5 protein-coding genes are annotated in these 4,599 nt (G+C 71.0%); 2 read left to right on the top strand and 3 right to left on the bottom strand.

What is annotated here, in order from left to right; translation table 11 throughout:
* Together QQK83_RS18870 and fliD are read left to right on the top strand one after the other, a co-directional pair.
* Positions 1–506: OmpA/MotB family protein (locus QQK83_RS18870; RefSeq protein WP_284266927.1), on the top strand; the 506-nt coding region annotated here is incomplete at its 5' end.
* A gap of 66 nt (positions 507–572) precedes the next feature.
* Positions 573–2,213 (top strand): flagellar filament capping protein FliD, encoded by a 1,641-nt coding sequence (gene fliD, locus QQK83_RS18865; RefSeq protein ID WP_284266926.1) that lies wholly within the window; start codon positions 573–575, stop codon positions 2,211–2,213.
* Positions 2,214–2,252: 39 nt separating this feature from the next.
* Here fliD and QQK83_RS18860 read toward each other — a convergent pair whose 3' ends face one another.
* The 3 genes from QQK83_RS18860 to QQK83_RS18850 form a co-directional block, all read right to left on the bottom strand.
* A complete protein-coding gene (locus QQK83_RS18860; protein ID WP_284266924.1) occupies positions 2,253–3,332 on the bottom strand; it encodes a sigma-54 interaction domain-containing protein in 1,080 nt (359 codons plus the stop codon).
* 172 nt (positions 3,333–3,504) lie between these two features.
* Positions 3,505–4,404 (bottom strand): transglycosylase SLT domain-containing protein, encoded by a 900-nt coding sequence (locus QQK83_RS18855; RefSeq protein ID WP_284266922.1) that lies wholly within the window; start codon positions 4,402–4,404, stop codon positions 3,505–3,507.
* On the bottom strand, positions 4,401–4,599 hold a 199-nt coding region (locus tag QQK83_RS18850), incomplete at its 5' end, for a flagellin (protein WP_284266920.1). The genes QQK83_RS18850 and QQK83_RS18855, both read right to left, overlap by 4 nt.

The following is a 4,599-nucleotide window of genomic DNA, read 5'->3' as shown; positions in this document are numbered from 1 at the left end:
CTGCGCCGGCTTCGACCCGCAACCGGGCGAGCATGGCGTCGAGCAGGTGGGGGATATCCTCGCTGCGGCTGGCCGAGGCCGAGCTGCGCGTGGCGCTGCGGCAGGAGATCGCACAAGGCCTTGTGACCGTCGAGCAGCGCGAGGACCGCGTTTTCGTGACCGTTGGCGCGGGCGGGGCCTTTCCCTCGGGCACCGCCGATCTGACCGGCGAGGCGCGAGAGATCATGTCGCGCATCGCCTTCAGCGCGATGGACGAGGCCTCGGAAATCACCGTGACCGGCCATACCGACACGGTGCCGGTCGGGCGCGGCTCGATCTTTCAGGACAACTGGGGGCTGGCTGCCGCCCGCGCCTCCAGCGTGGTGCGCGAGTTGCAGGCCACCGGCCTTCTGGCGCCCGAGCGCCTGACCGCTCTGAGCCGTGGCGAAAGCCAGCCCATCGCCTCGAACGCCACGCCCGAGGGCCGCGAACGCAATCGCCGGATCGAGATCGAAATCGCCTATTGAGCCCGCACCCGCGCGGCTAACACGCGCCCCTGCCCCGCCGTTATCACTCGAGGGAACCGAGGCATCATGACCGTAGACATTCTGAGCCGATTGAACACGGGCGGGTCCGGCCTCGACCTGGTCAGCCTGTCGCGCGACCTCGCCGAGGCGACCTATGCCCCGCGCCAGGGCCTCGTGTCGGCGCGCATCGACCGGGCCGAGGTCTCGCTGTCCGCGCTCGACCGGGTGTCGGCGCAGATGGCGCAGCTCTCCGAGACGCTGGGCATCGCCGGGCGGATCGAGACGCGGCAGGTCAGCAGCAGCCAGGCGGGCGTCGGGGTCACGATGACCGACCCCGCACTCGCCCCCGACGTGCCCGTCGAGATCGAGGTTCTGTCGCTCGCGCAATCGCAGGTGCTGGAGTTCCGCGGCTTTGCCGGGCCGGATGCGCCGCTGGGCGGCGGGGCGCTGATCGTCGACATCGGCAGCTGGACCGGCGAGCCGCCGGTATTCTCGGCCGATCCCGCGCGCAGCGGTGCGCGGCTCGAGATCCCCGCGGGCGCGACCCTGCAAGAGGTCGCCGAGACCCTGTCGCAGCTCGAGGGCGTGACCGCCCGCCCGCTGGCGGTCGGCGACGGGACATGGTCGCTCGGCGTCGTCTCCGAGACGGGGGCCGCCAACGCGCTGCGCTTCACCGCCGACGCCGGCGCCTCGGCCGATATCGCCGCGCTGGATTTCTCGGCCGACCCGACCGCGGTCGAGCGCCGCATCGCGGTCAACGCGCTGGTCACCGTCGACGGTATCCCGGTGGGCCGCCCCACCAACCGGATCGACGACCTCGTGCCGGGCCTGTCGCTGACACTCAACGACCTGACCACGACCCCGAGCCTCGTGCAGGTCAGACCCGACACCGAGACCGCCACGCAGGTGATGCAGGGCGTGGTGGAAGAGCTGAACGCGCTCAAATCGCTCATGCGGCAGGTCACCGCGCGCGGCATCGACGGGGCCGAGCCGGGCGAGCTTGCCGGCGATGCCGCGATGCAGTCGCTGGCGCGCGAGCTGGACGGCATGTTGGCCGGGGGCCTTCCGGGTTTCGGGGACCGGCCCGTCTTTCTTGCCGAGCTGGGCATCCGCACCGAGCGCGACGGCACCCTGAGTTTCGACAGCGACGCGTTCGAGGCGGCCTTCGAGGCCGACCCCTCGCGTCTGGCATCCGTGCTGGAGGACACCCTCTCCGGCACGGGGCCCGGTGTGGCATTCGCGGGCATGCCTGGTCCCGACGCGACACCGGGCCGCTATGATTTCCGCCGCGACGCCGCGACCGGCGAGGCCTGGCTGGGCGGCATCGCCCTGACCCCGCGCCCGCTCGAGGACGGGCGCACCGCCTATGCCGTGCCCTCCGGCCCCTTGTCGGGCATCGAGGTGATCGTCGAGGACGGTGTGACCGCGAGCTCGGTCGATTTCGGCCGCAGCCTTGCCAGCCGCCTGTCGGACTGGATCGACGCGGCCAGCGCGGGCGACGGCGCGATCGGGCGGCGGCAATCGCAACTGTCGGACGAGATCTTCGCGGGCAGCGAGACGCTTGAAACCCTGAGTGGGCAGGCCGAGGATTACGAGAGCCGGATGCGCACGCGCTTCACCGAGATGGAGCGGATCATCACCCAGCTGAACGCGACGGGGGATTACATCCAGAACCTGATCGACGGGTTCAACGCGCAGAACAACTGACGCGGTTCACCCCCTGCACGCCCTGCACGCCCTGCACGGTCAAGCCGGGGCGCGGGTTATCGACAGTTTCTTCATCTTCTCGATCAGCGTGGTCCGCTTCAGCCGCAGGCTGCGCGCGGCCTGAGCGACGCAGCCCTCCGACAGCTCGAGCGCGGCCTCGATCAGCCCGATCTCGATCTCCTGCAGGTAGCCGCGCAGGTTCACCGACGGCACCGACAAAAGCATCTGGCGCAGCGCCTCGGCGTCCTGCTGTTCGCTGCGCGCGGTCGGCGCGGTTTCGGTAGCGGCCCCGGTATCGAAGCCGGGCACCATCAGCGCAACCTTGCAGGCCTCGGCGGTGATGTCCTCGCCTGCGAAGAGCACGGCAGCGCGGTCGAAGACATTGCGCAGCTCGCGCACGTTGCCGGGCCAGGAATAGGAGGTCAACATCCGCAGCGCATCGGGCGTGAAGCGCGGGGCCGCGCCTGCGCCGGCTTCGACCCGCAACCGGGCGAGCATGGCGTCGAGCAGGTGGGGGATATCCTCGCTGCGCTCGGCCAGCGCGGGCACGATCAGGCCGAAGACGTTGATCCGGTAGAACAGGTCCTGCCGGAAGCGGCCGGCGGCCACCTCCTGCGTCAGGTCGCGGTGCGTCGCGGTGACAAGGCGGAAATCCACCTCGATATCCTCGCGCCCGCCCAGCCGCTGCACCCGGCGCGTTTCAAGCACCCGCAAGAGCTTGGCCTGAAGGGCGGCGGGCATGTCGCCGATCTCGTCGAGGAACAGCGTGCCGCCATGGGCCTGCTCGACCCGGCCGATGCGCCGCTCGGTGGCCCCGGTAAAGGCGCCCTTCTCGTGGCCGAACAGCTCGGATTCCAGAAGGTCGGCGGGGATCGCGGCGCAGTTCACCGCCACCAGCTTGCCGCTGCGGTTCGACAGCATGTGCAGCGCGCGCGCCACCACGTCCTTGCCCGCGCCCGTGGGGCCCTGCACGACCACCGGATGCGGGTTCGGGGCGACGCGGGTGATCATCCGCTTGAGCGCCGTCATCCGCGGGCTTGCGCCGACGAGAAGGTGATCGAGCCGCACATCGTCCACCATTGCAGAGCCATGCAGCATGTCGGTCCAGATCTTCGTCATCACTCACACCCTCGTCGGAACTGATCGGGTGCCGGAATTTCGACGCCCTGCACTCCTGCTACCGGATCGCCAGGTATGCCCGAAAGCGTCCCGGCGGCGCATCGCGCGGTCCGAAGGACGAAGCGGAATTATCTTTAGTTGATGCGCGCTCCTCAAAGGGGACGCTTCGCACCTAACGCGACGCTGCCTGCCGGAAATCCGCACGGATGCGCGCCAGCCTGTCGGCATCGCCCGACAGCGCCGCGCCGGGGCTTCGGGTGGCATGCGCGGCGGACAGCCGGGCAACGCCGGCCGCGAGATCGGGCAACGCCCCCTCGGGCACGGCCTGCATCGCGGCGGGCAAGTCGCCCGCCCCGGTCCGGGCCGATCCGGTCGCGCCATCGCCGGGCACCCGGACCAACGGGGCCTGTGCGCCGAAACGGCGATCCCCGGCATGGCCCGTGGCGATGTCCGACGCGACGCCGGGGCCTGCGGCGACCAGAACGCCCTCGGACAGGTCCCCGGTCATCGCGGCGACAGGCCCACCCGTTTCCTGCGCGCCGCGACCGACACCGGCCCGCCGCAGCCGTTCGACACGGGACAGATAGGCCGCGCCGCGCTCGGGGTCGCTGGAGTGATAGGCCGCGACCGCCGCATCCCATGTCCCCTCTCGCCGCCAGAGCGACAGGAGGAAGCGCGCGGCATACTCCGTGTTGGCCTCGGGGTCGATCATCTGCTCGAGGCTCCCGAGGGCCTCGTTGTGCCAGTGCCAGTTGATCTGCATGCAGCCGACATCGACATTGCGGCCGCCGCCGTCGAGCGCCGCGCGCAACCGCGTCAGCGCCTCGTCGCGGGTCTCGAGATAGTGGCCATCACCGGCCATGTTGAGCGTCCAGGGCCAGGCGCTGCTGCGCCGCCCGCCGCCGCTTTCGGTGCGGGCGATGGCGGCCATGACGCCCTCGGGGATGCCGTGGCGGGCCGCCGCGGCCTCGGCCAGCGCCTCGCAATCCGGCGCGGCCTGTGCGACCGGCACGGCAAGCCACAGCGCCAGCGCGGTGGCCAGGCTGCGCAGAGGGGTCGCCCGCCCCGTCATCGCAGGTAATCGAAGAGCGAAGATTGCGAGAGCCGCACATAGGTCTGCTGGCTGACCTGCCGGTTCAGCATCAGCTCCTGCAGGCGCGTCACCGCCTCGGCGATGTCGAGATCCTCGAGCCGCGACAGCACGCCCGCCAGCGCCGTCTCGCGCCGCTCGAGGAGGTCGGCCTGCCGCGCGGCGGCCGCCCCCATC

Origin of the sequence: Roseicyclus amphidinii, from assembly GCF_030163755.1 — a bacterium.
In the GTDB taxonomy this organism is placed as follows: domain Bacteria; phylum Pseudomonadota; class Alphaproteobacteria; order Rhodobacterales; family Rhodobacteraceae; genus Roseicyclus; species Roseicyclus amphidinii.
Note: the sequence above shows the minus strand (reverse complement) of the source record. Positions and strands in the feature narration are given on the sequence as shown.